The organism is Pleomorphomonas sp. NRK KF1, assembly GCF_023721755.1.
In the GTDB taxonomy this organism is placed as follows: domain Bacteria; phylum Pseudomonadota; class Alphaproteobacteria; order Rhizobiales; family Pleomorphomonadaceae; genus Pleomorphomonas.
Window position 1 is genome coordinate 633,726 of the sequence record NZ_JAMDLH010000001.1, and the last position, 24,282, is coordinate 658,007.

Annotated in this window: 27 protein-coding genes and 1 riboswitch; of the genes, 13 read left to right on the forward strand and 14 right to left on the reverse strand. The window is 64.1% G+C overall.

Annotation, left to right across the window (positions count from 1 at the left end; translation table 11 throughout):
• Nucleotides 1-40 precede the first annotated feature (40 nt).
• Nucleotides 41-1,057, reverse strand: a complete 1,017-nt coding sequence (locus tag M4J39_RS02895) for a substrate-binding domain-containing protein (RefSeq protein WP_251726292.1) — start codon at nucleotides 1,055-1,057, stop codon at nucleotides 41-43.
• Between the two features lie 377 nt (nucleotides 1,058-1,434).
• Between M4J39_RS02895 and M4J39_RS02900 the strand changes: the two genes are divergently transcribed.
• Together M4J39_RS02900 and M4J39_RS02905 are read left to right on the forward strand one after the other, a co-directional pair.
• Nucleotides 1,435-1,833 carry a MarR family winged helix-turn-helix transcriptional regulator gene (locus tag M4J39_RS02900; protein WP_251726293.1) on the forward strand — a complete coding sequence of 133 codons (399 nt, stop codon included), beginning with the start codon at nucleotides 1,435-1,437 and terminating at the stop codon, nucleotides 1,831-1,833.
• Nucleotides 1,834-1,866: 33 nt separating this feature from the next.
• Nucleotides 1,867-3,162: an MFS transporter gene (locus M4J39_RS02905; RefSeq protein ID WP_251726294.1), complete on the forward strand. Its 1,296-nt coding sequence runs from the start codon at nucleotides 1,867-1,869 to the stop codon at nucleotides 3,160-3,162.
• Nucleotides 3,163-3,168: 6 nt separating this feature from the next.
• On the opposite strand, the gene M4J39_RS02910 is transcribed toward M4J39_RS02905, so the two are convergent.
• The 3 genes from M4J39_RS02910 to M4J39_RS02920 are packed head-to-tail and all read right to left on the reverse strand — an operon-like array spanning nucleotide 3,169 to nucleotide 5,573.
• Nucleotides 3,169-3,348: a hypothetical protein gene (locus M4J39_RS02910; protein ID WP_251726295.1), complete on the reverse strand. Its 180-nt coding sequence runs from the start codon at nucleotides 3,346-3,348 to the stop codon at nucleotides 3,169-3,171.
• Between the two features lie 30 nt (nucleotides 3,349-3,378).
• Nucleotides 3,379-4,401: an asparaginase gene (locus tag M4J39_RS02915; RefSeq protein WP_251726296.1), complete on the reverse strand. Its 1,023-nt coding sequence runs from the start codon at nucleotides 4,399-4,401 to the stop codon at nucleotides 3,379-3,381.
• A gap of 5 nt (nucleotides 4,402-4,406) precedes the next feature.
• The gene (locus M4J39_RS02920) at nucleotides 4,407-5,573 is read right to left on the reverse strand and encodes an aminotransferase (RefSeq protein WP_251726297.1); all 1,167 of its coding nucleotides are present in this window, start codon (nucleotides 5,571-5,573) and stop codon (nucleotides 4,407-4,409) included.
• Nucleotides 5,574-5,728: 155 nt separating this feature from the next.
• Nucleotides 5,729-5,831, forward strand: a riboswitch (TPP riboswitch).
• 48 nt (nucleotides 5,832-5,879) lie between these two features.
• Between M4J39_RS02920 and M4J39_RS02925 the strand changes: the two genes are divergently transcribed.
• The 3 genes from M4J39_RS02925 to M4J39_RS02935 are packed head-to-tail and all read left to right on the forward strand — an operon-like array spanning nucleotide 5,880 to nucleotide 9,013.
• Nucleotides 5,880-6,212, forward strand: coding sequence for an NIPSNAP family protein (locus M4J39_RS02925; RefSeq protein ID WP_251726298.1), 333 nt, complete (start codon nucleotides 5,880-5,882; stop codon nucleotides 6,210-6,212).
• Nucleotides 6,209-8,005, forward strand: coding sequence for a TRAP transporter large permease subunit (locus tag M4J39_RS02930; RefSeq protein WP_251726299.1), 1,797 nt, complete (start codon nucleotides 6,209-6,211; stop codon nucleotides 8,003-8,005). The genes M4J39_RS02925 and M4J39_RS02930 overlap by 4 nt, the downstream gene beginning before the upstream one ends.
• Before the next feature lie 21 nt (nucleotides 8,006-8,026).
• Nucleotides 8,027-9,013, forward strand: coding sequence for a TRAP transporter substrate-binding protein DctP (locus M4J39_RS02935; protein WP_251726300.1), 987 nt, complete (start codon nucleotides 8,027-8,029; stop codon nucleotides 9,011-9,013).
• A gap of 47 nt (nucleotides 9,014-9,060) precedes the next feature.
• On the opposite strand, the gene M4J39_RS02940 is transcribed toward M4J39_RS02935, so the two are convergent.
• From M4J39_RS02940 to secG, 3 genes are all read right to left on the reverse strand, one after another.
• Entirely contained in the window at nucleotides 9,061-10,314 is a 1,254-nt protein-coding gene (locus M4J39_RS02940; protein WP_251726301.1) for an aspartyl protease family protein, read from the reverse strand.
• A gap of 256 nt (nucleotides 10,315-10,570) precedes the next feature.
• Entirely contained in the window at nucleotides 10,571-12,199 is a 1,629-nt protein-coding gene (locus M4J39_RS02945; RefSeq protein ID WP_251726302.1) for a CTP synthase, read from the reverse strand.
• 194 nt (nucleotides 12,200-12,393) lie between these two features.
• Nucleotides 12,394-12,981: a preprotein translocase subunit SecG gene (secG, locus tag M4J39_RS02950; RefSeq protein ID WP_251726303.1), complete on the reverse strand. Its 588-nt coding sequence runs from the start codon at nucleotides 12,979-12,981 to the stop codon at nucleotides 12,394-12,396.
• 186 nt (nucleotides 12,982-13,167) lie between these two features.
• On the opposite strand from secG, the gene M4J39_RS02955 reads away from it, so the two are divergent.
• Complete coding sequence (locus M4J39_RS02955; RefSeq protein ID WP_251726304.1) at nucleotides 13,168-13,716, forward strand: GNAT family N-acetyltransferase; 549 nt, start codon at nucleotides 13,168-13,170, stop codon at nucleotides 13,714-13,716.
• A 3-nt stretch (nucleotides 13,717-13,719) separates the two neighbouring features.
• Here the strand turns inward: M4J39_RS02955 and M4J39_RS02960 are convergent, their stop codons facing one another.
• From M4J39_RS02960 to M4J39_RS02970, 3 genes are all read right to left on the reverse strand, one after another.
• Nucleotides 13,720-14,490, reverse strand: coding sequence for an ATP12 family chaperone protein (locus M4J39_RS02960; RefSeq protein ID WP_251726305.1), 771 nt, complete (start codon nucleotides 14,488-14,490; stop codon nucleotides 13,720-13,722).
• Between the two features lie 168 nt (nucleotides 14,491-14,658).
• A complete protein-coding gene (locus tag M4J39_RS02965) occupies nucleotides 14,659-15,336 on the reverse strand; it encodes an HAD-IA family hydrolase (RefSeq protein ID WP_251726306.1) in 678 nt (225 codons plus the stop codon).
• Nucleotides 15,337-15,356: 20 nt separating this feature from the next.
• Entirely contained in the window at nucleotides 15,357-16,292 is a 936-nt protein-coding gene (locus M4J39_RS02970) for a glycine--tRNA ligase subunit alpha (protein WP_251726307.1), read from the reverse strand.
• A 182-nt stretch (nucleotides 16,293-16,474) separates the two neighbouring features.
• Here M4J39_RS02970 and M4J39_RS02975 point away from each other — a divergent pair, with 182 nt between their 5' ends.
• Complete coding sequence (locus M4J39_RS02975; protein WP_251726308.1) at nucleotides 16,475-16,774, forward strand: hypothetical protein; 300 nt, start codon at nucleotides 16,475-16,477, stop codon at nucleotides 16,772-16,774.
• An 84-nt stretch (nucleotides 16,775-16,858) separates the two neighbouring features.
• On the opposite strand, the gene M4J39_RS02980 is transcribed toward M4J39_RS02975, so the two are convergent.
• Nucleotides 16,859-17,038 carry a hypothetical protein gene (locus M4J39_RS02980; protein ID WP_251726309.1) on the reverse strand — a complete coding sequence of 60 codons (180 nt, stop codon included), beginning with the start codon at nucleotides 17,036-17,038 and terminating at the stop codon, nucleotides 16,859-16,861.
• Between the two features lie 77 nt (nucleotides 17,039-17,115).
• Nucleotides 17,116-17,883, reverse strand: a complete 768-nt coding sequence (locus tag M4J39_RS02985; protein ID WP_251726310.1) for a S49 family peptidase — start codon at nucleotides 17,881-17,883, stop codon at nucleotides 17,116-17,118.
• A gap of 287 nt (nucleotides 17,884-18,170) precedes the next feature.
• Between M4J39_RS02985 and M4J39_RS02990 the strand changes: the two genes are divergently transcribed.
• The 3 genes from M4J39_RS02990 (at nucleotide 18,171) to M4J39_RS03000 (ending at nucleotide 20,210) form a co-directional block, all read left to right on the forward strand.
• Nucleotides 18,171-18,332 carry a hypothetical protein gene (locus tag M4J39_RS02990; protein WP_251726311.1) on the forward strand — a complete coding sequence of 54 codons (162 nt, stop codon included), beginning with the start codon at nucleotides 18,171-18,173 and terminating at the stop codon, nucleotides 18,330-18,332.
• 173 nt (nucleotides 18,333-18,505) lie between these two features.
• Nucleotides 18,506-19,537 carry an acyltransferase gene (locus tag M4J39_RS02995; RefSeq protein WP_251726312.1) on the forward strand — a complete coding sequence of 344 codons (1,032 nt, stop codon included), beginning with the start codon at nucleotides 18,506-18,508 and terminating at the stop codon, nucleotides 19,535-19,537.
• A gap of 25 nt (nucleotides 19,538-19,562) precedes the next feature.
• The gene (locus M4J39_RS03000; RefSeq protein WP_251726313.1) at nucleotides 19,563-20,210 is read left to right on the forward strand and encodes an SGNH/GDSL hydrolase family protein; all 648 of its coding nucleotides are present in this window, start codon (nucleotides 19,563-19,565) and stop codon (nucleotides 20,208-20,210) included.
• Here the strand turns inward: M4J39_RS03000 and M4J39_RS03005 are convergent.
• Nucleotides 20,198-20,797 carry a bifunctional transcriptional activator/DNA repair enzyme AdaA gene (locus M4J39_RS03005; RefSeq protein WP_251726314.1) on the reverse strand — a complete coding sequence of 200 codons (600 nt, stop codon included), beginning with the start codon at nucleotides 20,795-20,797 and terminating at the stop codon, nucleotides 20,198-20,200. The genes M4J39_RS03000 and M4J39_RS03005 overlap by 13 nt on opposite strands.
• A gap of 129 nt (nucleotides 20,798-20,926) precedes the next feature.
• Between M4J39_RS03005 and M4J39_RS03010 the strand changes: the two genes are divergently transcribed.
• The 3 genes from M4J39_RS03010 to M4J39_RS03020 all read left to right on the forward strand — a co-directional run bounded on the left by M4J39_RS03010 (nucleotide 20,927) and on the right by M4J39_RS03020 (nucleotide 23,505).
• On the forward strand, nucleotides 20,927-21,832 hold the full coding sequence (locus tag M4J39_RS03010; RefSeq protein ID WP_251726786.1) for a DMT family transporter: 906 nt from the start codon (nucleotides 20,927-20,929) through the stop codon (nucleotides 21,830-21,832).
• Nucleotides 21,833-21,839: 7 nt separating this feature from the next.
• Nucleotides 21,840-22,349, forward strand: coding sequence for a methylated-DNA--[protein]-cysteine S-methyltransferase (locus M4J39_RS03015; protein ID WP_251726315.1), 510 nt, complete (start codon nucleotides 21,840-21,842; stop codon nucleotides 22,347-22,349).
• Nucleotides 22,350-22,485: 136 nt separating this feature from the next.
• Nucleotides 22,486-23,505, forward strand: a complete 1,020-nt coding sequence (locus tag M4J39_RS03020; RefSeq protein WP_251726316.1) for an endonuclease/exonuclease/phosphatase family protein — start codon at nucleotides 22,486-22,488, stop codon at nucleotides 23,503-23,505.
• Nucleotide 23,506: 1 nt separating this feature from the next.
• Here the strand turns inward: M4J39_RS03020 and M4J39_RS03025 are convergent, their stop codons facing one another.
• The gene (locus M4J39_RS03025; RefSeq protein ID WP_251726317.1) at nucleotides 23,507-24,280 is read right to left on the reverse strand and encodes a tRNA1(Val) (adenine(37)-N6)-methyltransferase; all 774 of its coding nucleotides are present in this window, start codon (nucleotides 24,278-24,280) and stop codon (nucleotides 23,507-23,509) included.
• Nucleotides 24,281-24,282: the final 2 nt, after the last annotated feature.

The following is a 24,282-nucleotide window of genomic DNA, read 5'->3' on the forward strand; positions in this document are numbered from 1 at the left end:
GGCCGGTCCGGGAGGAAGAAGGGCCGGCCCGCTCAGGAGTTTACTTGAAGAACTTGGCTGCGTCGTCGATCGACACGACGTCGGTTACCGACCAGTAGCCCGGCTTTCCTTCGGCTTCCTTCAGCTTCTCAGCCAGGTTGTCGTTGGAGACGAAGGGAATCGGGATGTAGATGGCGTTGCCATAGACACCGCCGAAGACGCCGTCCTTGAACTCCTTGCCCTGCAGCTTCAGGACCGCGACGTTGAGCGCCGAGGCCATCACGCCCGGCGGATTGACGGAAGCGCCGGACGTCAGGCCTTCCTTCGACCAGAGATCCATGAAGTCCTTGCGGATCTCGCCGGTGGCAACGATCGACTTCTGCTTGCCGGCGGCCATGATGGCGCGCCACGTGCCGGCCGCCATGCCGTCCTGCACCCAGATGCCGTTGATGTCGGGATAGGTGGCGAGCAGCGTCTGCGCGGTCTGCTGGCCCTGCGCCTGATCCCAGTTGGCGTTGGCCTCGTTGAGGATCTTGATGTCGGGGAATTTCTTGAAGACTTCGGTATAGCCCTCGACGCGCATCTGGTTGGCCGGATGACCGGCAACGCCATTGATAGTGACGACATTGCCCTTGCCGCCCAGCGTGTCGGCCAGCCATTCGGCTGACTTCATCGCCCAGCCCTTCTGGTCGATACCGACGTAGATGGCATCCTTCGACGAAACCTCGGCGTCGGTCGCGACCACCAGGATGCCCTTCGCCTTGGCCTGGGCGAAGATCGGGTCGAACGCCGTCGGGCTGTTCGGGTTGATGATGATGGCGTCGACGCCCTGGTTGATGAAGTTGCGGACGTTGCCGATCTGGCCCTGCACGTCGACGTTGGCCGACTGCACGACGACATTGACGGTGACGCCCTTGTCGGCCCACGCCTTGGCGGCGGCCTGCGCCTCCTCGATCATCTGGGTGCGCCACTCGCTGCCGACCCAGCCATTTGAAAGGCCGATGGTGAAAGTCTCGGCCGCCGACGCTGCACTGACCGCAGCCACGGCGATTCCTGCCGCCAACAGAACTGATTTCATTGTCGCCTCCCTGACGCGCCGCGAACCGGTTCTCCGGCCCGTCGGTCCATGTCGTTGCTGTCGTTTCCTCCGGGATCGTCACCCAAGGCACCGCCGAGGCGCGATACGATCCCATGGGCCCTCACTGCCCGAACGGTATGATGTAACCGGTTACATTGGCCGTCAATAAGTCCTTTCGCCTATACTTGACCCTACCGACAACCATAGGAGCCCCAACGTTGCCAATGTAGCCCACACGTGCATGCTCATCTTCAAAGGTTGGCATTCATGACGCGGAAGTCATTGCACCGGACAGGGGCTCCACCCCTCGCCCACCCGCTACTCACCAGCCGGTCACCGGGATTGCGGGAAAGCAGATAGGGGTATATACCCTCTTCATGGACTCATCCTGCTATTGCGATCTCCTTAGAACCGCGGCGCGCAAGACGACCGCCATATACGACCGGCACCTCGCCGAGGTCGGGCTGACGCTTGCCCAGTACAAGCTCCTGAAGAAGATCGATCGTGCCGGGGAACTTTCGATTTCCGAACTCGCCGCCGCCTGCGATCTCGACCGATCCACCATCGGCCGCAACGCCCAGGTTCTGGAAAAGCACGAGCTCGTCGAGGAAACCAGTTGTGGCGACGGCCGGCGCTGCATGTTGACGCTCACCGAGACGGGCCGAAGCCGTCTTGCCGCCGCCGCGCCTCTCTGGCAGACGGCGCAGGCCGAGATCGAGGCCGCGCTCGGCCCCGAACAGATCAAGGCGATTACGGCTATTTCCGGCGCTCTTTAGGTCCCCGTCGCTCCTTCTCACGAAAGTCCGCCGATGACGACATCCGCCCTCCCGGCCTTCTTTGCCCGTCGCAACATTCACTATGGCTGGGTGGTCGCCGCCGTCACCTTCGTCACCATGCTGGCAACGGCAGGCGCCCTCGGAGCACCGGGCGTCATGCTGCGGCCGCTCGAGACCGAGTTCGGCTGGAAGAACTCCGATATCTCCACCGCCTTCGCCGTCCGCCTGGTCCTCTTCGGTCTGATGGGTCCCTTCTCGGCGGCGCTGATGAACCGCTTTGGCGTTCGCCGGGTGGTCGTCACGGCTCTTTTCCTGATTATCGCCGGCTTCGGATTCTCGGTCACCATGACCGAACTCTGGCAGTTGATGCTGTTCTGGGGGCTCGTCATCGGCTTCGGCACCGGCATGACGGCGCAGGTGCTCGGCGCAACGGTGGCAACCCGCTGGTTCGTCAGCCGGCGCGGCTTGGTCGTCGGTCTGCTCACCGCGTCCAACGCCACCGGACAGCTCATATTCCTGCCGGTGATCGCCGCGGCCACCGAAGCGTGGGGATGGCGGGTCGCCCTGGGCCTTGTCGTGGTCCTTCTCGCCGTAGCGCTGGTCGGCGTGCTGGTCTTGATGCGCGACCGGCCGGCCGATGTCGGTCTCGCGCCTCTGGGCGGCACACACCAGCCCGCGCCGGCCCGTACGGTCGGCCTGCTGACGCTCGTGTCGGCGCCGCTCCTAGGCTTGCGCGACGCCGCCCGCTCCTATGTCTTCTGGGTGCTGTTCGTGACTTTCTTCGTCTGCGGCCTGTCGACCAACGGCCTCATCCAGACGCATTGGGTATCGATCTGCGGCGACTATGGTATCCGCCCGGTCAGCGCGGCCGGGTTCCTGGCCTTCGTCGGCCTGTTCGATTTCGCCGGCACGCTGCTGTCCGGCTGGCTGTCCGACCGCTACGACAATCGCTGGCTGCTGTTCTGGTATTACGGCCTGCGCGGGCTGTCGCTGCTCTATCTGCCTCTGACCGGCTTCGATCCGCTTCTGCTTGCCGGCTTTGCCGTGTTCTACGGCCTCGACTGGGTGGCGACGGTGCCGCCGACCGTGAAGATCTCGGCCGAGCGTTTCGGCGCCGAGAAGGCGGGCCTCATCTTCGGTTGGGTGTTTGCCGGCCATCAGCTCGGAGCGGCCACCGCCGCCTATGGCGCCGGCTGGAGCCGCACCGACCTTGAAAGCTACGTGCCGGCTCTCGTGGTGGCCGGAAGCTTCTGTCTCGTGGCGGCGGCTCTCTGCCTTACCATCGATCGCAAACGCGAACCGGCGGAGCCGCTGCCACAGCCGGCCTGATCTCGACTACAGGAAGAAGGTTACCACGATCATCAGGACAAGGATCGCGCCACCTGCTATGGCAGCGATCGGCCGCCCTCCGCGTGATGACCGGGTGCCGGATGCGCCATCACCTGCCGCGCGGGCAGCCTCGGCCTTCTTGCGCGCTTCGCGCGCCTTCTTGTCGAGCTTGACGACCTCACCCATGCTGTCCTCCGTTTGCCTTGATGCCGCCTCTCAGCCGGTAACGCCGTCAAGCGCCGCGGTGACGCGGATTTCGCCGACCGTGTCGCCCGCCCAGGTTTTGACCGGGGGGCTGACGAGAGCCTTCATCTCGGCATAACCCCGATCATCGGGGGTGAGTTTCAAAAGATCCATCAGAATTCGGGCCATCACCGCCTCGGACGCCCTTGTGGCGCCGTCATCGATCTTGAGCGCGATGCCGAGTCCGAGTTCCTTGATCGCGCCGATGAACACACCCTCGGCGCCTGTCTTCACCAACACGCGGTCGCCAAGGGCCGTCATCGCCCGGGTGCAGAAGCGCCCGGTGCCGGCGATCATGAACGGTTCGGCGGCGGCGGCGAGCCTCAACCGCTCGGCGGCGCGGGCTCGCGTCGCCGTCAGCCCGACACCCGTCACGAAACGAGCGAATCCGTGGGCGAGTGCTCGCGGCGCAACCGCAAAAGTGGGGATCGAGCAACCGTCAATGCCGCAGATGTCGGTCGCATGCGGCGTTCCGGTCATCGAGGCACCAGCTGCGATCACTTCGCGCATCACCGGATGCTCGGCCTTCTCGTAACCGCGCGGATCGGCACCGATAACGACGCAGGTGCACAGGAAGCCCGTATGCTTGCCCGAACAGTTGTTGTGGATGCGTCCCGGCTTCTCGCCCCGCCGATGCAACTCGCCCTGATCGTCATGCCGTCCCGGCCAGTGAGGGCCGCAGGCAAGACAGGTCTCGTCGAGACCGGCGGCGGCGAGCATCGCCCGGGCGGTTTCCACATGCCGAGCCTCGGCATTGTGCGAGGCCATGGAAAGGGCCAGTTCTGCGTCGCCAAAGCCGAAGCGGTCGGCAGCCCCGCTCTCGACAAAAGGCAGTGCCTGGAACGGCTTCACCGCCGAGCGCGGGAAGCTGGGTCGTTCAATGTCCCCAACACCGAAAACCAGTCGGCCGTCGCCGTCGACGATCGCTACCGATCCCCTGTGAAAGCTCTCGACGATGGAACCGCGCGTTACCTCGACCAGAACCGGATTTTCCATCGAACCTATCGTCCCTGTTTGTGGATCCAAGCCGCGAGACGGGCAACCGCCTCGTCCAGAACCTCGTCACGCTTGGAAAAGCAGAATCGGATATACCGCTTTGGCGGTTCCGAGGCATAGAAAGCGGAAACCGGCACCGCGGCAACCCCGGCCTCGCGCGTCATCCTGAGGCAGGCTTCGGCATCATCGTCAATGCCGAGCGGTCCGGTGTCGGTCACGACGAAGTATGTGCCCGCCGAAGGCAGCACGGAAAATCCGAGCGTCGAAAGCCCCTTCGAGAGGCGGTCGCGCTTGGCTTGCAGGCCGGCGACGAAGCTGTCGAAATACTCGTCCCCAAATGACAGCCCGTGCGCCACGGCCGTTTGGAGCGCCGGCGGCGTCGTGAAAGTGATGAACTGGTGCGCCTTGGCGATCGGCTCCATCAACGCCGGGGCGGCGGTCACATAGCCCACCTTCCAGCCGGTCAGCGAGAAGGTCTTGCCGGCCGAACCGATGCGGACGACGCGATCGCGCATGCCGGGAAGCTGCATCGGCGAGACGTGCCGCCTGCCGTCGAACACAAGGTGTTCATAGACTTCGTCGGAGATCACCACCGCGTCATGTTCGAGGCAGAGACCGGCGATCAGCTCAAGCTCTTCCCGTGAGAACACCTTGCCGGCCGGGTTCATCGGCGTGTTGATCAGGATTGCCTTGGTGCGGTCCGAAAAGGCGGCCGCGAGCGCCTGCGGGTCAAGTTCCCAGTTGGGGGGCGCGATGCGTACCGGCTTGGGAATGCCGCCAGCCTGTCGGACGATCGGCAGGTAGCTGTCGTAGAGCGGTTCGATCAGCACCACCTCGTCGCCGGGACGGACGAGACCGAGGATGGCATCGGCGAGCGCCTCGGTGGCGCCGGACGTCACCATGACCTCAGTCTGCCAGTCGACGTCGAGACCATGAAAACGTCGGTTGATCTCCGCGACGGCCTGCCGCAGCACCGGCAACCCCATCATCGGTGGGTATTGGTTGGGGCCGGTAAGAAAAGCCTCGGCCGCGACGCGGCGCACCTCTTCCGGACCGTCGACGTCGGGAAAGCCCTGGCCGAGATTGATGGCGCCGGTCTCGCGAGCGAGACCCGACATCACCTCGAAGATGGTGGTTGGAAGGCCGGTAAAGATGGGATTGGTCGGTTTCATCGTCATGTCGGGGCCAGTAAACTCGGCGACCCTAGTGGACCGCCATCTCCCCCACAAGCAGTTTGCCATCGCCACCTGCTCGCCTGGCGCATGGCTCATTCTCACGGGCCGGGTTGTTTGCCTATGGCGCCGTTGAGCGCATCCGGCTAAGCTTGCGGCATCTCACGGGGTGCCCCATCCGGGGCTGAGAGGAGTTTCTCCAACCCGACGAACCTGATCCGGGTCATGCCGGCGGAGGGATAGAGCCATGCAGACAGTCGCCTGACGCGTTCCGCCGCCCAAACCTGCAACGACGGCCGAACGACCATGATTCTCGACGAACGCACCTACACCATAGAGCCGGCGCATGTCGGCACCTATCTCGACCTCTATGTCCGCGAGGGCATGGCGATCCAGACCGGCCATCTCGGCACGCTGATCGGCTGGTTCACCCAGGACATCGGTACGGTCAACGACGTCGTCCATATCTGGCAATACGACGATCTCGCCGATCGCGAACGCCGCCGCGCCGCCATGGAGGCCGATCCCGCCTGGCAGGCCTTCCGCGCCAAGGCCGCACCCTACGTCCAGACGATGAGAAGCCGTATCCTGAAACCAGCCTGGTTCTCTCCGCTCGGCGGCGTGGAGCCGAGGCGATGACGCGCATCGCGACGCGGCTTTCCGAGAGCCTCTACCGAACGCTTGCCGGCTTGCTGGCCTCCTTGCTCGCTGCGCTGCTCGTCCTGGTCTTCTGCGCCACGATCCTGCGCTACGTCTTCGCGGCCAGTTTCGTCGCCACAGAGGACCTCGGCATCCTCCTGCATACCGCATTGGTGTTCCTCGGACTGCCGCTCTGTGCCAACGGACCGCTTGCCATGCGCATCGACGTGCTGACCCGGCACCTGGGGCCGCGCGGGCGGACAATGACGGAGGCCATCTCCGACGCCGTCACACTCGCCGGCGCTTTGGTCTTGATGCTCGGCGCTACCAAGGTGGTCGAGCTCATCGGCGGCACGTCCCCTACTCTCGGCATTCCCGAGAGCTGGCGCTTCTGGCCGGTGGTGATCGGCGGGGCGCTGGCGGGCGGGCAAGCGGTCGTTGGCTGCCTGTCGCGACGACGACCGTGGTCGTTTGTCCTGGCCGTGGTCGTCGGCGGCACAAGTCTCGCGGGCCTGCCTCACATCCCGGTACTCATGTCGGTCGATTTGCCCAGCCTTATCGCCTGTGCCGCCGTCTGCATCGCCCTTGCGGCCGGAGCGCCCTTTGTTCATTCCCTGATCGTCGGGCTTGCAGTCGCGGTACCCTTTGGCGCGCGTCTGCCGGAAGCCGCCATCGTGCAGCAGACGGTTTCGGGCATGGGCAAGTTCCTGCTGCTCGCCATCCCGTTCTTTCTCCTCGCCGGAATGCTGATGAATGTCGGCGGCCTGGCCCACCGCCTCGTGCGGTTTGCCTCGACGCTGGTCGGACACAGGCGCGGCGGCATGGCACAGGCAACGCTCGTCACCAACCTCATCTTCTCCGGCGTCTCCGGTTCGTCGATCGCCGACGCGGCTTTTGGCAGCAAGGTGCTGACCCCGGCTCTGGTCGCCGATGGCGTCAGGCCCGAGAAGGCGGCGGCGATCGTTGCCGCGACGGCCGTGTTGCCGAACATCATCCCGCCCTCGATCGCCTTTCTGCTGCTGGCGTCGGTCACCAACCTATCGGTTGGCGCCCTGTTCGAGGGAGGGCTCATTGCCGGCCTGATCCTCGCGGCGGCCATGGCGGCGATGCTGCACATTTCGGCGGACACACCGGCTCGCCCCTCCGCCCACTGGCGTGAACGTCTGACGGCGCTCGGCGCGGCAGCGCCCGTGTTCGGTCTGGCGCTGGTTGTCTTCTTTGGCATCCGCCTCGGTCTCGCCACCCCCACCGAAGCGGCTGCCATCGCATCGGTCTACGCTCTCGTGGCCGCACTGACAGGACCGGCTGGCCGTGGCGCCGCCTTCGCGGCCTTCTTGCAGGCCGGACGTGAAACCGCAGCCATCGGTCTTCTGGTCGCCTCGTCGGCGCCGCTGGTTTTCCTCCTGGCCATTGATGGCCTACCGCAGGCGCTGGCCGGCTGGGTGACCAGCTTCGGCGGCAACCCGCTTGCCGTCATGCTCGTTGCCAACCTGATCCTGCTCGCTGTCGGCGGTCCGCTCGATGTCGGTCCCGGCATCCTTCTGTTTGCGCCACTCCTGTTACCGTCCGCCGTTGCTGCCGGCATCGACCCGGTGGCCTTCGGCGTCATTCTCACCGTCAACCTGATGATCGGCGGCATCACGCCCCCCGTCGGCGTGCTGGTCTTCGTCGCCGCCGGCACCTCCGGCCTTTCTGCGAGCCGCGTGTTCCGCGCCGTATTGCCGCTCACCCTCACACTCATCGCCGCCACGTCGTTGATGGCGCTTGTCGTCGCCCTCAGGACGTTCCCTTGATCTCAACTTCGGAGAAACCCCGTGCCTCTTCTCACGCGTCGCGCCTTTGCCGCCGGCCTCGCCACCCTTTCCCTACCCGCGGTCATTCGACCGGCCAGAGCCGCGCCGAGGGCGCTGACCGTCGCCTCCTTGCTCGGTGACGACAAACCCGAGACGAAGATCTGGCTCAAGGTACGCGATCTCGTCGAGGCAAGGCTCCCCGGGCGTTTCGACTTCCGCATCGTCGGCAACGCCGCGCTGGGCGGCGAGAAGGAAGTCGCCGAAGGCATCCGCCTCGGCTCGATCCAGGCGAGCCTCTCCACCTTGTCGGCGTTGTCGGCCTGGGTGCCGGAAACCCAGCTGTTCGACCTGCCCTTCGTCTTTCGTGATCGCGATCATGTACGCCGCGCCACCACAGGCCCGATCGGCGATGAGTTCAGCCAGAAGCTGACCGACCAGGGCTTCGTCACCCTGGGCTTCATCAACTATGGCGCCCGGCACCTTCTCGCCAAGGAGGCGGTGACCACGCCGGAAGGCGTGTCCGGCAAACGCATCCGCGTCATCCAAAGTCCGCTGCACGTCGAGCTCTGGAAAGCCTACGGCGCACAGCCGACGCCGATCCCGATCACGGAAACCTATAACGCCCTGAAAACCGGCGTCGTCGACATGATGGACCTCACCAAGTCAGCTTATGCCGGCTTCCGCCTCTATGAAGTGGTGCCCTATCTCATCGAAACAGCCCACATTTGGGCGACTGGCGCGGTGTATCTGTCGGCCGGCTTCTGGAACAGCCTCGCCGACGATGAGAAAGCCGTATTCGCGTCGGCGATCTCCGAGGGGACGACCTATTTCGACGAGTTGATGCTGGCCGACGAAACGACCTCGATGGAGGCGGCGCTGGCCGCTGGCGGACGGATGATCGAGCCGGAAAATCGAGACGAGTGGGCCAAGGGTGCCGAAGAAGTCTGGACAACCCTGGCGCCAACGGTCGGCGGCATGGAGCGGATCAAAGCCCTCGCGACTCTGTAGCGCCAAAGGAAAAGCCGGCGCACCTTGCGGCGGCCGGCGCGAGGCCGTCAATCCTCGATGGCAAACAGCATTCGTTGGAAGTCGAGCACAACGCGACGGCCTTGAGACAGCAGATCCTGCCCAAGCAGTCCGTCCATCGGCCCCTTGACCAGATTGGTGACCCTGACGTCGTGGATCGTCAGGGCACGGTCGCCGACATGGACGACAAGCCTGTCGAGCGCTCTCGCTGTGTGATCGGTAACGACGCCGCCAACACCCCCGGAGGTCGTAGGCTTGGCAATCGCCCGCGCGGCCAGTCCGGGGTTGCGGTCAAGCGCGCTCTCATACAGCATGGTTTTCGAGGCGCCGCTGTCGAGCATGAGCCGAAGCGGTCTGTCCCCGCCATCGACTTCGAGTAGCAGTTTCGGCTGCGCGCCAGACATTATAAGGTTTGGCGCGACAGTCGGCCCCGGTCGCTCGCCGTAGTCCAGACGCTCCTCGTCCTCGGCGCGCACGAACTCCAGACGGTCGAGCGCCCGCATCACCGGCAGGCCGATGATGGCGTCAATGCGATAGCCATCGGGAAAGCGAAGCCCCTCGTCGGGCACCACCATGAACAAGGCGTCGCGCAAGACCGTGTCGCCAAACTCGATCCGGTCGGCAACGGCGAGGCGCGTCTCGACAGAGGCACCCGTGCTGCTGCCGGTTCGCGCCGTCGAGGCAACTGCCGAAAGCTGCAAGCGATCCGCCGTTGACTGCGGAACCACAGAGAAAACGGCACCTGTATCGAGAACGCAGGCCTGCTCCCGACCGTTGATCAGTACCGTCGCAACCGTCATGCCCGCCCTGTCATGCGTGATCGCCAGAGTGCCCGGAGCATGACGCTCGCGCCGCATTGACGGCACGTCGCGCAAGGCGGCGACGAAATCCAGTGTTCGCTGTTCGTTTTCGTCGAGTGGCTCTTCCCTGAGCCCTCGCATCGCCTTGAGCGCACTCTCGGCCTCGGCGAAGCGGCTCTGGCGCACAAAAATCCCGGCAAGGCCGCCCTCGGCCGCCGCCTTGAGCTCATTCTCCGTAGAAGAGACGACAAGACTACGAAAGGCCGCTTCGGCCTCCACGTCATGGTTGTAAAGGCTGAGCACGGTCGCCGCGGCAAGATCTCGTTCGGCCTTCGTCGGCGCGGTCCGGCTTAGTGACTGAAGAAGAACAACGTCGTCGGCATCAATCGCATCGAGGAGCGCCGAAGCCCTGGCCGACAGGGTCGCCACCAACAGCATTGTCGTCACCACGCCAACAAGGCGGACAAAAGGAGAGCAGGTCATGAGACACCAGCCTTGTTCCCCGGAGAAACGCTCATCCGGGTCAAGAGATGACTAAAACCAAAGCGCTCGAACCATAGTCCGTCTCGTCCGGCTGGGCCAAAACCAAACAGGAGAATCGATTCAAATCTTGGTGAAGTGTTCACCTTCACTGGCGTGAGGCGAGCAGGCGCCCCCTACGGCTCCCCCTCGCCCAAAGAAAGAGGCGGTCGGACAAGCATCCGGCCGCCTCAGCACGTCTATGATCTGTGCACTGGCCTCATACCAACCGGCTCTGCTCCACGGCCGCTTCGATGAAACTCGCAAACAGTGGATGCGGCTCGAAGGGCCGGCTCTTCAGCTCAGGGTGATACTGAACGCCGATGAACCAGGGATGGCCGGGAATTTCCACCGTTTCCGGCAATACGCCATCCGGCGACATGCCGGCAAACGACAGGCCGCAGGTCTCAAGCCGGTCGCGATAGTCGATGTTGACTTCGTAGCGATGGCGGTGCCGCTCGTGGATGATCTCCGAGCCGTAGATCTCGGCGATCTTGGAGCCCTTGGCGAGATGCGCTTCGTAGGAGCCGAGACGTAGCGTGCCCCCCATGTCGCCGCCGGCCTTGCGCTTCTCGAGAGCGTTGCCCTTGAGCCACTCGGTCATCAGGCCAACCACCGGCTCGTCGGTGGGGCCGAACTCCGACGAAGACGCTCCGGCGACGCCGGCAAGCGCCCGCGCCGCTTCGATCACCGCCATCTGCATGCCGAAACAGATGCCGAAATACGGCACGTTGTGCTGGCGCGCGAAGCGGGCAGCGAGGATCTTGCCCTCGGAACCGCGCTCGCCGAAGCCGCCGGGCACCAGAATGCCGTGCACGTGGTCGAGATAGGGCGTCGGGTCCTCCTTCTCGAACACTTCGCTCTCAATCCACTCGATGTTGACGCGGACGTTGTTGGCGATGCCGCCATGCACCAGCGCCTCGATCAGCGACTTGTAGGCGTCCTTCAGCACCGTGTACTTGCCGACGACGGCGATGTTCACTGTGCCTTCGGGGTTCTTGATGCGGTTGACGATGCCTTCCCAGCGATCGAGCTTGGGCGCCGGCGCCGCTTCGATGCCGAAAGCCGCCAGCACTTCGTCGTCGAAGCCTTCCTTGTGATAGGCGAGCGGCACCTCGTAGATGGTGCCGACGTCGAGGCCGGGGATGACCGCCGACTGGCGAACGTTGCAGAACAGCGACAGCTTCTTGCGCTCGCCCTCGGGAATGGGGCGGTCGCAACGGACGAGCAGGATGTCGGGCTGGATTCCGATGGAGCGGAGTTCCTTCACCGAATGCTGCGTCGGCTTGGTCTTCAGTTCGCCGGCCGAGGGAATGTAGGGCATCAGCGTCAGGTGGATATAGACGCAGTGCCGGCGCGGCAGTTCGTTGCCGAGCTGACGGATGGCCTCAAGGAAGGGCATCGCCTCGATGTCGCCCACCGTTCCGCCGATCTCGCAGAGGACGAAATCATACTCTTCGTTGCCGTCGAGGATAAACGCCTTGATCGCATCGGTGACGTGCGGGATCACCTGCACCGTACCGCCGAGATAATCGCCGTGTCGTTCGCGGGCGATGATCTCCTGGTAGATGCGGCCGGTGGTAATGTTGTCCTGCTTGTTGGCCGGGCGCCCGGTAAAACGCTCATAGTGGCCGAGGTCGAGGTCGGTCTCCGCGCCGTCGTCGGTCACGAAAACTTCGCCGTGCTGATACGGAGACATCGTCCCCGGATCGACGTTCAGATAGGGATCGAGCTTACGGAGACGAACCTTGTAGCCACGCGCCTGCAGGAGAGACGCCAGAGCCGCTGCCGCGAGCCCCTTGCCCAAGGACGAAACCACGCCGCCAGTAATGAAAATGTACCGCGCCATGGGCCTTCAACCTATCTCTTCGCGGACCCGTTGGGGAGTGGTCCGACCGGTTTATCCAAAACAAAACGAAAAGGCCGCCCCGGAAGGAGAAGGTCCCTCCGGCCGACTTACGTTTCAAGCTTTTGTCACATCTCATGAAAACGGCCGCGGAAGCCCGCGACCGTCTTTATCCGTAGTCTGCCGTTCGGGGCGCCTCAGGGCGTCGTCCCGGAGTTGGCCGGAGCCGAATCAGTCGCAGGGGTAGCCGGCGCTTCCGCAGCAGGTGCAGCCGGCGTCTCGGTCGCGGGAGCCGCTGGCGTGTCCGTGGCGGGAGCTGTAGTCGCCGGAGCCTCGGTCGTCGGAGCTTGCGGCGCCTCGGCTGCCGGAGCGGCTGGCGTCTCGGCAGCAGGAGCTGCGGGAATCTCAACGGCGGGCGCAACCGGCGCATTGCCAGGTTGAGCGGCCGGCTTGCTGATCTGGTTGAGCTGATCGAGAACACCGCCCTTACCGCTGCCGATCGGCTGATCGGCGGCCGGCGCGGAAGGAGCCGTCTGCACGCGATCGAGGATGGACCCCTGGGAACCAGTAAAGCGCGGCAGAATCGACAGCCCGATCGACGTCAGGAAGAAGACAGCCGCCAGGATGGCGGTGGTGCGGGTCAGCACGTTGGCGGTGCCGCGGCTGGTCATGAAGCCGCCGCCGCCACCAATGCCAAGCGCGCCGCCTTCGGAACGCTGCAGGAGCACGACGCCCACCAGGGCTGCGACCACCATCAGGTGGATGACGAGAAGAACGGTTTGCATGTAACCCCAAAACTCTTGTCGGGCATCCCGGCCGGGGACGCGCCAAAGGGCACACCGACCGCACGTGCGGTCCGAGTCCGCGGCGTTGTACACGAAGGGCGGCGGCCTTTCCACCTTTCTATGGCGTTTATTTCGGAAAGCCTAAGGCCTATCACAAGCCTTCGCCGTCAGGAAAAGGAGCCGGCCATGATACTCGCGACAAAACGCCTTCTGCTGGCTCCCTGGACGGACCGCGATCTCGCGCCATTTGCCGCGCTGAATGCCGATCCCGAGGTGATGCGTTACTTCCCGAAAGCGCTGACGACCGAGGAAAGCAACGCTCTTGTCGACCGCCTGCGCGGCATGTGGACAGACCACGGCTACGGTTTCGCGGCGGTACGGCGACGGGAGGACGACGCCTTCATCGGCATGGTCGGCGTTCAGAAGGTGCTGAACCCCGCCTACCCCTTCGCACCGGCGGTCGAAGTCGGCTGGCGGCTGGCGAAGGCATTCTGGCGGCAAGGATATGCCAGTGAGGCGGCACGAGCCGCCCTCGCCCATGGATTCGATGTTCTGGGCCTCGCCGAGATCGTTGCCTTCACGGCGGTTCCCAACCTGCCGTCACGGGCCGTCATGGCCAGCCTCGGCATGACCCGCGATCCGGTCGATGATTTCCTGCATCCGCTGCTGCCGGAGGAGCACCCTTTGAGGCCACATGTGCTTTACCGACTGATGCGAGACGATTTCAGGCGCTGATCGTCAATCCAGAAGAAGCAGGACGGCCGCGTCGAAGTCGGCACGCCGGAAATCGCGGCGCAGCCGGGCTTCGCTGTCGACACCCCAGAGCTCGGCATTCCAGTCTTCGTCGATATGGGCGGCAAGCCAGACGTCATCCGGCAGGAGACGTCTTTCGAAAAGAGCCAAGGCGAGGAAAACGGAGCCGGTCAGCGTGGTGACCATCTCGATGGCGGCAAGGCGGATGGGATCATCGGGTAGAGCCGCGCGGACTGCGGCGACAAGCTGTGGCGGTTGGGCGATCGCCATGACACCGATCGTCGCCACCGGGCGGATGCCGAACCGCTCCCTGATCCAATCGAGCACCGGCTCCCAGGCGAGACGCTGCCGTTCGTCGAGGCGCGGCGGCTCGCCTGCCCGGTAGCAGGTGAGGTCCGAGCCGGAATAGGCGGCGACAGCATCCTTCACCGCCTCGATCTCGCTCGATACGCCATCGATCGCCGAGTTGACGAGGCGGGTCAGCGGCATGGTCATCGGGTCGACGAACTCGCCCTGCCCGGCCCATTCGGCCTCCAGGGCACAGGCGGCCCGCAGCGAAGCCACGGCAAGCTGGTGACGCGCCGGGGTCCGCACCGGCTTGCCGTCGAGCAGAACCCTGTGAAGCCCGTCGACGGGCTCCACCGATACCACCTTGTAGAAACGCTTGGGCAGAACGCGCTGCACGTTGGCGCGCGCACGCTCCGTCGCCAGCACCGGATCGAAGGAAGCGGCGAGGTCTTCGAAGAGATCGGCCATCGGTCTACTCCTTCGGGCCTAGTGGCTAGACCGAGACATTTGCATCCGCGTGATACTGGCCTCAGAACAAATGTCTCGGTCAAGAGAACCACTAGCAAGTTATTGGGTTAGTGGAGCTTTTGAATTTGACATTTGAGCGAAAGCTCTATGTCAGGCGGGACTCAAATGTCAAATTCGCTCTACTAGGAGTCCCATCGCCAGACCGGGCACCTCGGCAAAACCGTCGGCAAGCGCCTGCGCGCCGGCCTCCGTGAGCTCGTCTCGGCCGTTATAACCCCAGGTAACACCGAGCGCGAAGGCGCCGGCCGCCCGGGCCATCTGCATGTCGTAGCCGGTATCGCCCACCACGACGGTCTGGGAGACGTGACCGCCGAGCGCCGCCACGCCATCAACCACCATGAACGGATGTGGTTTCGACGGACCGTCATCGGCGGTGCGCAACACGGAGAACATGCTCGTCAGTCCGTGCGTCTCCAGAATGGCGTCGAGGCCGCGCCGCGACTTCCCCGTCACGATGCCGAGCAGCACATCGTCCCGCCCGCCCAGCGCTTGCAACGCATCGAGCGCCCCCGGATAAAGCGGAGCCGTTTCGGCCAGACGGAACTGCATCGCTTGGTAGGTGTCGCGGTAGGCCTCGACAACGAGGCCCACGGTGACCGCATCCAGATTGGCGTCAAGCCTGCCGACCGCCTCCGGCAGCGACAGACCGATGATGGAAAGCACGCCGGCCCGGTCGGGTGGCGCATGGCCAACCTTGGCGAAGGCCTCCGTCATGGTGGCGACGATCATGTGCTGGCTGTCCACCAGCGTGCCGTCGCAATCGAACAGGATGAGCTTCGGCGTCATCGGCCGGCTTCCTACCGCGCTCACGCCGGCGCGCCGCCACCGGCCGTCTTCAGCCATGCCTCGCCGCAGGCTTTCGCCAGCTCACGAACACGCAGGATGTAGCTCTGCCGCTCCTGCACCGAGATGACGCCGCGGGCATCGAGCAGATTGAAGCGATGGCTCGCCTTGATGCACTGGTCGTAGGCCGGCAACACGCACTTGTGGAGACCGTCCGCACCCGCCGCCGCTCCCTTTTCGAGCAGCGACTTGCACTCGGCCTCGGCGTCCTTGAAATGCTGCATCAGCATGTCGGTATCGGCGTACTCGAAATTGTGGCGGGAGTACTCCTCCTCGGCCTGGTGAAAGACGTCGCCGTAGGTGACCTTGCCCTCGCCTTCCTGGCCGTTGAAGTTGAGCTCGTAGCCGTTGTCGACGCCTTGCAGATACATGGCGAGACGCTCGAGGCCGTAGGTCAGCTCACCCGACACCGGCGAGCACTCGATGCCCGCAACCTGCTGGAAATAGGTGAACTGGCTGACTTCCATGCCATCGCACCAGCACTCCCAGCCGAGCCCCCAGGCGCCGAGCGTCGGGCTCTCCCAGTCGTCCTCGACGAACCGCACATCGTGCAGCTTGAGATCGATGCCGATCGCCTCAAGGCTCTCGAGATAGAGCTCCTGCAGGTTCTCCGGCGACGGCTTCAAGATCACCTGGAACTGGTAATAGTGCTGGAAGCGATTGGGGTTCTCGCCATAGCGGCCGTCCTTGGGGCGGCGGGACGGCTGAACGTAAGCCGCCTTCCAGGGCTTCGGGCCCAGCGAGCGCAGCGTGGTCGCCGGATGGAAGGTGCCGGCGCCGACCTCCATGTCGTAGGGCTGCAGGATGACGCAACCCTTGTCGGCCCAGAAGCGCTGCAGGGTCAGGATCAGCCCCTGGAAGGAACGGCGGGGATCGTTGACTTGGGCGGGCTGGGTCATCGGGAGGTACCTGGAAGCGGCTGGAACCCGGCGGATGCCGGGCGGGATCGGGCGCGAAATTAGGTGCGCCCCCTCGCCCCGTCAACCGCAAAAAGCCGTCTGTGCCCGCGCCCGGAAAAGCGGCCGTCAACGTTCAAGAAACAACCGTCTCAGGCATTCGAACGCAGTCGAAGGAGAAACCGATGTCCCCCGCGCCTCTCCGCTTCGTCATGGTCCTCGCCGCGCTGGCCATCGCCTCGCCGACGCTCGCAGCGGAAAAACGCCACCAGCTCATCGAGCCCATCCAGCCGGACCGCCAGAATCGTCACAAGACGGATAGTCCGCCGTCCGACGACAAGATTTGTTATTGCCGCACGATCCACGAGAGAAACGCAGCGGGACGCCTGAAGTGGAAGGTTGTCTGCTCGGAGAGGAAACCGGAACACGAAGGCAGGAAGATCCGGGCGCGCGATTGCGGTGCCGTCCGCAACCTGTCGCCATAGCGATCAAGAAACGAAAAAGGCCGAAGCGACGTGCCTCGGCCTTCCCCGACGGGAACTAAAGACGCCCGAACGGATCGAGCACGTCTAGCGGCGGTCGCGATAGACACCCGTTGCCGGGTCGCGCTCCATGCGAATCTCGACGCGAACAGGCTTGGCATTGGCCTGTTGGAGAACTTCGCCCACACGCGTCATCTCACGCTTCAGCACCTGGACGACGACATAGACGCCGGCGCCGATGAGAGCAAATCCAACCAGATGGGACATGGGCCTGTCTCCTTTGCTGTCGAAACCATGAGAACACCGTCTCTGTTTCCTGGCAAGCGCAAATTCCTGTGAAGGGTTCACAAACCGTAGCGCGAGAACAGAGAGCGCCGCTCGATTGCCGCGAGGACATTGTCAAAATCGACAAGACCGCCAGCCTCGACGGTTCCCACGCCGAACAGACGGCGTCGCAGGAAGCCACTTCGGCCCGGCTCGAACAGGCGGATGTCGACCTTGTCTCCATAGCGGGAGGCAAGATCGTCATGGGCTGTGCCGATGCGGTCGGCGAGGCCGAGCGAGACGGACTGTTCGCCGGCCCAGAAGAGACCGGAGAACAGATCGTCGCTCTCCGACAGCCGCGCGCCGCGTCGCTCCTTCACCAACTCGATGAAGAAGCCATGGATGTCGCGTTGCAACGCCTTGAGGTGCTCGACGTCCTCGCCATTTTCGGGCTGGAAGGGGTCGAGCGTCACCTTGCGCGTGCCGGCCGTGTAGACGCGGCGATCGATGCCAAGGCGCGCAATGGCCTTGTCGAGGCCGAACGTCGCGGACACCACGCCGATCGACCCGAGGATCGACGAACGATCGGCGACGATCTCGTCGGCCGCGCAGGCCAGCATGTAGCCGCCCGAAGCCGCGATGTCCTCGACATAGGCGATCACCGGCAGCTTCTTTTCATCGGCAAGCTGCCGGATCCTGCGAAAAATGAGGTGGGACTGCACGGGCGAACCGCCGGGCGAGTTGATGGCAAGGGCCACAGCCTTCGCTCCGCTCACCGAAAAAGCCTTCTTGAGCGTGCCGTCGATGGCGGATAGCGATAGCGATCCTCGCCCCAGCGCGGCCGGCATGCCTATGGCTCCGGACAAGCGGACGAGCGGCACGACGGGCACATCGCCGCGAAAACGTCGCGGCAACCAGGATCTGAAATCGACCAAGGGCAGCTTCCTTCAAGATAGGTTCGTTGACCTCGCATGTAGGAAGCAGACGGGGCGGAATCAAATGGCCCCGCTGGAGCGCGCTTCTCGTTGCAGGAAAACTGAAGGTGCCTTTCAGAAGATACGATTTGTCCCTATTGGGCATGTCACTTATATTGAGGCTGCAAGAAGAGAGACAGAAAAGAGAACGGAGAACAACGATGGACGCCATGATGTTCGCCATGCTGGGTGCCAACAAGAAGCGCCACAGCCAGAGCACCGCCGAACGCGAAATCGCCGAGGCGATCGCCCACTACGAAGAGACCGCCGGCAGCAAGGCTCGCGCCCCGAAGCGCGGTTTTCTGAAGGGCTTCGGCCTCTGACAAGCCAAAGCGGCTGATCACGCACGATGTGAGCGCCCGATCCTGAGAGGATGCCGGGCGCTTTGTCGTATCTGGAGTATCAAGGCGGGATGGTCACCATTTTATCACGATTTTCCTGAATGACTGCCGCACCCCGGCCGCCAGTCGCGCGACGGTTCGTTTCGAGCCCGATTATGACCATCGAAAAAGTGGTGTCTTCCTCGGCGCAGCACGGCGGCAGCGAGCTGCGGCGCATCGACTATCTGGACGGCTGGCGGGGACTGGCGATTTTTCTGGTCTTGCAGGGACACTTCTTCGCGGTGCAGGGCTGGCACAGCGGCAGGATGGGCGTCGACGTGTTCTTCTGCCTGTCCGGCCTCTTGATGAGCCGCATCCTGTTCCAGCGGCGCGTACCGCTCGCCACATTCTACAAGCGCCGCATATCGCGCATCATCCCGGCTTTTCTGCTTTTCCTGCTGATCGTCTTCGGCATCGCCGCGCTGATCGGCAAGCAGGCGCCCGCAGCGGAGATAGTGCCGACTACGCTGTTTCTGCGCTCCTACCTTCCGGCCGACTTCCATATGTTCGCGAGCCCCTACCCGATCGGTCACCTATGGTCGCTGAACGTGGAGGAGCACTCCTATATTTTCCTGTCGCTGCTGACCCTTCTTCCGTTTCTGCGTGGCCGCGAAGGTGGGGCATTGATCGCCTTTGGCTTTCTCACCATTGCGATACACCTGAGCTATTACGCCTTCCCTGCTATAGCCCCGCCAAAGGAATATTGGATACGAAGCGAAGTGGCGGCGACCAACCTTTTGCTCTCGGCCGGCTACGCCCTTCTTAGAGATCGAACCGTGCCTTACGTCCGCCCATGGATGCCGGTTGCCGCCTTCGTCGCGGGATCGGCGCTCTATGTCGGCTCGGTGTTTCCGTGGATGCTGACCATGACGGTGGCGCCCTTCTTCCTGGCATTCACCGTCAATCACCTCGCCGAGGCGCCGCAGTGGGTCAGATCTACGCTGTCGCTGGCGCCGCTCAGGCTTCTCGGCATAGCTTCGTTTTCCATCTATCTTTGGCAGCAACCCTTCTATCAGTACAAAAGACACCTGTTTGCCGGCCTGCCGGGCCATGCGCTGATCGGTATGGTGCTATCGGTGGCAATCGGTTTCCTGTCGTTTTACGCCTATGAGAATCGCGTCAGGACCTGGCTCAACCGGGTATGGTGAGTCCAGTCAGAGGGAGGTTTGAGGAATGAAGATCCACGAGGGCAGCAAGCTTCTGTTCATCGGAGACTCGATCACCGACTGGAGCCGGGCCCGCCCGATCGGCGAAGCGTTGTTCGACTCGCTCGGCACCGGCTACGTCGGCCTCGTCAACGCCTTCCTCAACGTGACGCACGCCGCCCACCGCATCCGCGTCGTCAACATGGGCGTCAGCGCCAACACCGTGCGCGACCTCGAAGCGCGCTGGGAGACCGACGTCGAGGCGCTCAATCCCGACTGGCTGTCGATCATGATCGGCATCAACGACGTCTGGCGGCAGTTCGACGCCCGCCTCCAGACCGAAAACCATGTGCTGATCGGCGAGTACGAAGCGACGCTCGAACGCCTCATCCTGCGCACCAAGCACCGTCTCAAGGGCCTCGTGCTCATGGCGCCCTATTTCGTCGAGTTCAACCGCGCCGACCCCATGCGCAAGATGATCGACGACTACGGCGCGGTGGTCAAAAAGCTCGCAGAAAAGCATGGCGCCATCTTCGCCGACACCCAGGCCGCCTTCGACGAGGTGATGATCGAGATCCACCCGATGGGCATAGCCACCGATCGCGTCCACCCGACGCTGACCGGCCACATGATCATCGCCCGAGCCTTCCTGAAGGCGGTGGGCTATCCGGTCTGAACCGATGGCGACTGCTTCGTTCCCTTTGTCCGCCGCATCTCACTCGGTGGTCGCCTGTACACCTCTTGAAACACGGCATTGAAACGCCGCAGGCTGCCGAAACCGGCCTGTAGCGCCACCTCGGTCATCGGAAGATCGGTTTCGCTGATGAGGCGCTTGGCCCTCTGCACCCGTGCCGTCTTCGCCACTTCGATCGGGCTGGCGCCAAGATGTTGTCGGAAGAGCCGCGTGAGATGCCGGCTGCCAACACCGACGCGCTCTGCAAGTGTCTCGACACTGCCGTTGCCATCCAGCGCGCCCTCATCCCTTATCAGCCGCGCCGCCTTCTCGACGATGGTGAGAGTACCCTTCCAAGCCGGACAGAAGGGCGCGGTTTCCGGTCGGCAGCGCAGGCAGGGGCGATAGCCCGCTAATTCGGCCGCCGTCGCGCTCGGCAGGAACTCGACGTTGCGCCGGAGCGGTGGCTTCACCGGGCAGACGCAGCGGCAGTAGATGCCGGTGGTCCGCACGCAGACGAAGAAGGCGCCGTCATAGGCAGGGTCACGGGCCGCCCAGGCGGTTTCGCAGAGAGTGATGTCGAGGCTCATGACAAGAATTGTACACCCAATCCGGCAAGTTCAACGAACCGAGTCCGATTCCGGCGAGCCGGCCATTTCCCATCGGGTAATTGTTCTTTCTCCGCGACCCTGGAGGCATCCTTGACCAAAGCTCCGCACATGGGCCTCCTCGAATGGGGCCTTCTCCTTGTCCTCTCGCTGCTCTGGGGCGGCTCGTTCTTCTTCTCGAAGGTGGCGCTCGCCGAACTGCCGCCCTTCACCGTCGTGCTCGGTCGGGTCGCGATCGCCGCCGCGGCTCTTTACGCCTACCTCAGGGCGACCGGGCGAACGATCCCCGGAACCGGGGAAGCCTGGCGTGTCTTCTTCGGAATGGGATTGATCAACAATCTCATCCCGTTCAGCCTGATCTTCTGGGGGCAGACGGCGATCGCCTCCGGCCTCGCCTCCATTCTCAACGCCACCACGCCGATCTTTGCCATCATCGTTGCGCATCTCCTGACGGCCGACGAGAAGATGACGCCGCAAAAGATCGTCGGCGTCCTGCTCGGTGTTCTCGGCGTCGCTGTACTCATGAGCGGCAGCGCCTTTTCCGGCGACGGTCCGCCGCTCTGGGCGCTGCTCGCCTGTCTCGGTGCCGCCCTTTCCTATGGCTTGGCCGGCACCTTCGGTCGCCACTTCCGCCGCATGGGCATATCGCCGGCCGTCGGCGCTTTCGGGCAGACGACCGCCAGTACGGTGATGATGCTACCGCTCGTCGCCCTCGTCGATGCGCCATGGAACCTCGCGGCACCCCACGCCGTAACCATCGGCGCGCTTCTCGCCCTCGCGCTGATTTCGACGGCACTCGCCTACATCATCTACTTCCATCTCCTCTCGGTCGGCGGCGCCACCAATTCGTCGCTGGTAACGCTGCTGATCCCCGTCTCGGCCATCTTGCTCGGCAGCCTGATACTCGGCGAGCGACTGTCCGCGAACCATTTCCTGGGCATGGCGCTAATCGGACTCGGTCTTCTCTCGATCGACGGCCGAATCTTCGCCATGCTCAGACGAGTCCCCGCCGTGTGAGGCATTCATGCTCGACGTGATCTACACCTACCTTGAAAGTCCCATCGGACCGCTGCTTCTGGCCGGCGATGGGGTGAGGCTGGCGAAGGTCGGCTTTCCCAACGGCAAGGGGCGTGTCGCAACCGATGACGACTGGCGGCGCGACGACGGCCAGTTCGTGGAAGCGCGCGCTCAGCTCAATGCTTATTTTGCCGGCGAGCTGCGCACCTTCGACCTCGCCCTGATGCCGTCCGGCACGCCATTCCAGCTTGCCGTCTGGCAGGCGCTCAAGGCCATTCCCTTCGGTGTCACCATTTCCTATGGCGAGCTCGCCTCACGCCTTGGTCGCCCCTCGGCAAGCCGCGCCGTCGGCGCCGCCAACGGCGCCAATCCCATCCCGATCATCGTGCCTTGTCACAGGGTGATCGGCGCGTCGGGCGCCCTCACCGGGTTCGGTGGCGGCATCGACACCAAACGTTGGCTGCTGGCCCACGAGACTGGTCGCCACACAGGCGAGATGCAGGGCAGTCTTTTTTAGGCTAGCGGATGATGCCTGGCCCGCGCCTTGCTTTTCCTGTATGGGGCGGGCAGGTTTAGGCCGGCGTTCACAAGAATGCCGCAGACTTCCTCGACGATCGATAGGGTGGCGGTTCGCCGAGGCTTCTGGAGTTGGCATGACGGCATTCGAGTTCAGCGCGACCCCCGCTCGACGCAAGCTGTCGGCTTCCCTTACCTCGGCCATGTTGATGGCCATCGCGACGGCCACGCTGGCCCGTTTCAATGCCGACACCTTCTACTACGGCGACCTGCTGACCTTCTTCCTGCCGGCCTTGTTCGGGGCTTGCCTTATCACGACGCTCGTCGCGTTGATTGCCGGTCACAGAATCCTGGCGGCCGTGGCCCTGGGCTTTGCCCTGCTCAACGGTTTTCCATTGTTCCAGCCGATCGAAAGGGCCGCCGCTTCGGCAGACGGTACGGAGCTGCGCGTCGCCACCAGCAACGTTCTGGGAAACCGCAGCGATTATGGCGACCTTCTCGCCTGGAGCACGAACTCGGGCATCGACATTCTCGGCCAGCAGGAGGTGAGCGGCTACGCCCTGCGGCGCTTCGGCGCCCTGCGCGCCCACTTTCCCTCAACGCCGCCGGCCGACCTCCTCGGTCGTCATCCGGAGGTGACGGCTTGGACCGGCTGGCGCATCCTGAAGGCCGAGCACGTCAAGAACGTTCCCATCCTGCCGGTGTTCGGCTGGGGTGGCGCTCCGCTGCGGCTGGAACTGGCGCCGCCGGGCGTCACCGACACCAAGCAACCAGCTCTCGTCGTCTACGTGCTGCATCCCACGACGCCACGCAGCTACGATCAGTGGGTCAACCGCAACGCCTATCTTGAGGTCGTGGCCAAGGCCATCGCCGCCGAGCCCAAGGGAATCCCGATCGTCGCGATGGGTGATTTCAATACGCCCACGTGGTCGCCGTTCTTCCAGGCGTTCCTGAAAACGTCGGGCCTGGTAGATGCATCGGGTACCGGTTGGCCGGCCACCACCCGGTTTTCCAGACGGTTCGCCAAACTCGTCCACTTCGGCTCGCCGGTCGATCACATACTGGTATCGCGCGACGTCGAGGTGCAGCGCTTCGAGGTCGGTCCGGACATCGGCTCCGATCACTTCCCGGTTGTCGCCGATCTGCGCCTGCCCTGAGCTACCACCAGACGACCGGCAGGCTTGCGCCTCGAAGCACGTCATCGACATCCGGATGGAAACTGCCGTCCGGCGCATGGAGCACCAGTCCCGGCAGAATGCGAAGCGGCGCCCGCCCTTGCGGTCTTCCCCGCAAGATCAACCGGTGCGCCGGCTCTCCGGCATGCGCGTGAACCGGCAGCAGCGAGAGGGAGCCGAAGCGGCTGCCGATCGCGGATAACAACCTTTGCAGTTCGTCGGCCCGGAAGATCATCGTCAGCGTGCCCGACGGCTTCAAAACGGCGGCGGTGGTTCGTATCCAGCCATCGATGGCCTCGGCCTCCAGTACATGCGCCTGAGCCCGCGATGGCGCCGGGGACGACCGGCCGCGATCGGCGAGATGGAATGGCGGGTTCATGATGAGATGGTCGGCCATGTCGTCAACAAGCCCCGCCGCCCGCCGCTCGACAGCTCGTGCAAGCACGTCGGCGACGACGACGTGGACACGGTCGGCCATGCCCGCGTTAAGCGCTGCATTGCCCTCGGCAAGGCGCGCCAGTTCCGGATCGACTTCCACCAGGGTGACGCTGGTCTCGGGCAGCCTCCGCGCGACCGCCAAACCGGCCACGCCAACGCCGGCGCCCAAGTCCACGACATGGCCGGATGTTCCCTCGGACAGTGCAGCGGCAAGCAGCACGGCGTCGAGACCGGCCCGGTGCGCACCGGACACGGGTTGATCGATCATGAGCTGGTTGCCGAGAAAACCGTCACGACTGACACCACCAGGAAAGTTCATGC

Bases quoted from the DNA above. Each gene is read 5' to 3' on its own strand.
- M4J39_RS02895 (WP_251726292.1), bottom strand. From the start codon at position 1,057: ATGAAATCAGTTCTGTTGGCGGCAGGAATCGCCGTGGCTGCGGTCAGT.
- M4J39_RS02900 (WP_251726293.1), top strand. From the start codon at position 1,435: ATGGACTCATCCTGCTATTGCGATCTCCTTAGAACCGCGGCGCGCAAG.
- M4J39_RS02905 (WP_251726294.1), top strand. From the start codon at position 1,867: ATGACGACATCCGCCCTCCCGGCCTTCTTTGCCCGTCGCAACATTCAC.
- M4J39_RS02910 (WP_251726295.1), bottom strand. From the start codon at position 3,348: ATGGGTGAGGTCGTCAAGCTCGACAAGAAGGCGCGCGAAGCGCGCAAG.
- M4J39_RS02915 (WP_251726296.1), bottom strand. From the start codon at position 4,401: ATGGAAAATCCGGTTCTGGTCGAGGTAACGCGCGGTTCCATCGTCGAG.
- M4J39_RS02920 (WP_251726297.1), bottom strand. From the start codon at position 5,573: ATGAAACCGACCAATCCCATCTTTACCGGCCTTCCAACCACCATCTTC.
- M4J39_RS02925 (WP_251726298.1), top strand. From the start codon at position 5,880: ATGATTCTCGACGAACGCACCTACACCATAGAGCCGGCGCATGTCGGC.
- M4J39_RS02930 (WP_251726299.1), top strand. From the start codon at position 6,209: ATGACGCGCATCGCGACGCGGCTTTCCGAGAGCCTCTACCGAACGCTT.
- M4J39_RS02940 (WP_251726301.1), bottom strand. From the start codon at position 10,314: ATGACCTGCTCTCCTTTTGTCCGCCTTGTTGGCGTGGTGACGACAATG.
- M4J39_RS02945 (WP_251726302.1), bottom strand. From the start codon at position 12,199: ATGGCGCGGTACATTTTCATTACTGGCGGCGTGGTTTCGTCCTTGGGC.
- secG (WP_251726303.1), bottom strand. From the start codon at position 12,981: ATGCAAACCGTTCTTCTCGTCATCCACCTGATGGTGGTCGCAGCCCTG.
- M4J39_RS02955 (WP_251726304.1), top strand. From the start codon at position 13,168: ATGATACTCGCGACAAAACGCCTTCTGCTGGCTCCCTGGACGGACCGC.
- M4J39_RS02960 (WP_251726305.1), bottom strand. From the start codon at position 14,490: ATGGCCGATCTCTTCGAAGACCTCGCCGCTTCCTTCGATCCGGTGCTG.
- M4J39_RS02965 (WP_251726306.1), bottom strand. From the start codon at position 15,336: ATGACGCCGAAGCTCATCCTGTTCGATTGCGACGGCACGCTGGTGGAC.
- M4J39_RS02970 (WP_251726307.1), bottom strand. From the start codon at position 16,292: ATGACCCAGCCCGCCCAAGTCAACGATCCCCGCCGTTCCTTCCAGGGG.
- M4J39_RS02975 (WP_251726308.1), top strand. From the start codon at position 16,475: ATGTCCCCCGCGCCTCTCCGCTTCGTCATGGTCCTCGCCGCGCTGGCC.
- M4J39_RS02980 (WP_251726309.1), bottom strand. From the start codon at position 17,038: ATGTCCCATCTGGTTGGATTTGCTCTCATCGGCGCCGGCGTCTATGTC.
- M4J39_RS02985 (WP_251726310.1), bottom strand. From the start codon at position 17,883: ATGCCGGCCGCGCTGGGGCGAGGATCGCTATCGCTATCCGCCATCGAC.
- M4J39_RS02990 (WP_251726311.1), top strand. From the start codon at position 18,171: ATGGACGCCATGATGTTCGCCATGCTGGGTGCCAACAAGAAGCGCCAC.
- M4J39_RS02995 (WP_251726312.1), top strand. From the start codon at position 18,506: ATGACCATCGAAAAAGTGGTGTCTTCCTCGGCGCAGCACGGCGGCAGC.
- M4J39_RS03000 (WP_251726313.1), top strand. From the start codon at position 19,563: ATGAAGATCCACGAGGGCAGCAAGCTTCTGTTCATCGGAGACTCGATC.
- M4J39_RS03005 (WP_251726314.1), bottom strand. From the start codon at position 20,797: ATGAGCCTCGACATCACTCTCTGCGAAACCGCCTGGGCGGCCCGTGAC.
- M4J39_RS03010 (WP_251726786.1), top strand. From the start codon at position 20,927: ATGGGCCTCCTCGAATGGGGCCTTCTCCTTGTCCTCTCGCTGCTCTGG.
- M4J39_RS03015 (WP_251726315.1), top strand. From the start codon at position 21,840: ATGCTCGACGTGATCTACACCTACCTTGAAAGTCCCATCGGACCGCTG.
- M4J39_RS03020 (WP_251726316.1), top strand. From the start codon at position 22,486: ATGACGGCATTCGAGTTCAGCGCGACCCCCGCTCGACGCAAGCTGTCG.
- M4J39_RS03025 (WP_251726317.1), bottom strand. From the start codon at position 24,280: ATGAACTTTCCTGGTGGTGTCAGTCGTGACGGTTTTCTCGGCAACCAG.